Raw genomic sequence first — 2,504 nt, 5'->3', positions numbered from 1 at the left:
TGTGAAGTGCAAAGGAGCGCGTAACGCACCAAACATGAGTAATGAGTTTTGAAGTTTTGAAGTAAGAAGCCTGTAGCCTGTAGCCTGTAGGTTGGGCAGGGAGATATAGCAAGCTCGCCAATAGATGTTGACAAAAATGATGAAAAGCCCCCCTTAGTAAGGGGGGTTGGGGGGATCTGTAAATATAAATATTGTTAACAGTACAACGCTCATTGCTATAACCCAACATGATGAGTAATGAGTAAGGAGTAATGAGTAATGAGTAAGAAGGTAGCATGTAGTAGCCTGTAGGTTGGGCAGGGAGATAACCCAACACAATGAGTAATGAGTAACGAGTAATGAGTAATGAGTTTTGAAGTAAGAAGGTAGCCTGTAGGTTGGGCCCTTGGTCACGAAACCCAACACAATGAGTAATGAGTAACGAGTAATGAGCCGAAGCGCGTAACGCACCAAGGCTGTTTGTGTTCACAAAATAATTAACTTGTGCGTTACACTTCGTGCTTTGCACCCTACAAGTATTGCTTAAAATCCCAGTCCTTTTTTCTTAGCTAATACCCCATCTATCCACCGTTTCTCACTAGTCCCATTAGGGTACAATGCTGATAGAGATTGAGCTAAGGTCCAAAATCGCTGGTCATCTCCTACCCCATCATCTACTAAGAAGGTTTTTAAAGCATCGCTTCTCCCTGCGGTAAACAGAAGCATTGATTGGTGGATACGGTCTAAAACAGTTTTCCCTATATTCTCTATAGTTGAATCATCCCTGTTTTGAGTAATCTTTTGTTCTTCTTCCGGGAATAAGGATATTTGTACATTCTTATTCTTTTTGGTTTTTCTTTTTTTGGGAGTTTTAAGAGAGTCTAAATCATGTCTTGGTGCGCGTTTCCTTGCGGAGGTTTCCTCCGCGGGGTCGCACCGCTTTTTATCTAGTAATGCTTTTGACCTTTCTAATACAGGTAAAAGTCTGGCTTTGTTTCCCTTAATCTCTACTAGGGTATTGAGGTTTTCTAAGTTAACCCCTAAGCCTTGGGCGATTTTTCTTACAGAATCGTATTCTAAAACAAAGCCTGTGTTAGCTGCTTTGGAGGTGGATTCATCTTCATCTGCTTCTGCTTCTACCTCCGTATGGTTGTTATCCCCAGCTTCAGTTGATAAAGTCCAAAGCCACATAGCTGTAAGTCTGGCATCTGATTCTAGAGATGATGTATCGGCATCTTTGAAAATCATTCGCAAGGCTTCTTGAGATACAGCAGCCCACAGGTTTTCTAGATAGTCTTTGAGAGTGACTATTTCACCAGAGGCTTTTTCTACACTGTCATAGCGGGAGAAGATTTCTAAAGCAGGTCCTAAACAGGCAAAAATAGCATCGGCACCTACTATTCCTTCTGATGCAAGGCGTGGCATCCATTCATGAATACGAATAGGTAGTTCTTGCAGTACATCTCTCCAATCGCCGATTTGGTTTTTGGTGCGAGGGCGACACACTAGGTGGATTGATGAGGCGAGGGCGGCAGAGTCCCTAGCACGTAATCTTGTACTCATTTCGGTATCAATTGCCCATGATGCGGTTATAGTCCAACCTGCATCTACCATGGCTTGAAGTTGTGCTTCCCATCCTGATGTTGATTTATGGGCAAACACTATGATACCTATACCATCAGGGGAGAGTATTCTACAACCTTCTGCCATGGCTTTTGCCATTTGCGCTTCAAACCAATTTCCATCTTTATGTGGATATCTAGCAGAATCCCAACCAGCCATTTCACATATTTCTTCATCCTTTGGGGCTATTTGAGATGAAAATAAATTAGGGTAAAGATTACCTAAGCTGCGTTTTAACCATACGTAAAAAAAATCAGATAAGTCTGAATAAGGTACGGCATTATAATACGGTGGATCTGAGAAAAAAGCTTGCACAAAATCATCAGGAAGAGGATGTGAGGTTGCTTCTGCTTGTTCTACTTGACCAATTTGATAAGATTGCTTTTCTCTTTTTAAGATTCTGATTATATTAGATACTGTAACATTAAAATCCCCTGCTGCACTGGAAAAAGGACTAGCCTCTGGAAAATCCCACAGCATAGGTATAGCTTGTCTCGTAAAAACATGAATTACTTGAGACATGGTAGGTTTCCAAATACAAAGACTATTTCCTATATCAGCTATTTTGCTTATAGCAATACCTAAAATCGTTTGAACAATTTTTAGTAGTTCTATATTATTGTTACTATCCTGTGATTTTATCTCTATGTCATTAACTAATTTTATTAAAGTAGTTAAAAGTAAAGCTTGACGAGAGGTAAATAAGCTACCCCAAGTATTATGACCATAAATAGGGGCATTAAAAACACCACTCATTACAGGCAATGGTTCATCAGGAACTAAACTTAGCTCTGCCTTATACTCCGCTTTTCTCCTCTCTAACTCCTCCTTCGCTGCAACAACAGCATCTTTATCCTGAGTATTAGGCAACCGATAAAACCGACCCTTCTCACTTTCACGAG

The 2,504-nt window shown here is 40.6% G+C and carries 1 protein-coding gene; it reads right to left on the bottom strand.

What is annotated here, in order from left to right; translation table 11 throughout:
* Window positions 1-522: 522 nt before the first annotated feature.
* On the bottom strand, window positions 523-2,504 hold a 1,982-nt coding region (locus tag MW688_RS11055; protein WP_486736033.1), incomplete at its 5' end, for a DUF1156 domain-containing protein.

It is taken from the genome of Johannesbaptistia floridana (assembly GCF_057440575.1).
The sequence above is the reverse complement of the archived record's forward strand: the minus strand, read 5'-3'. Positions and strand labels throughout refer to the sequence as shown.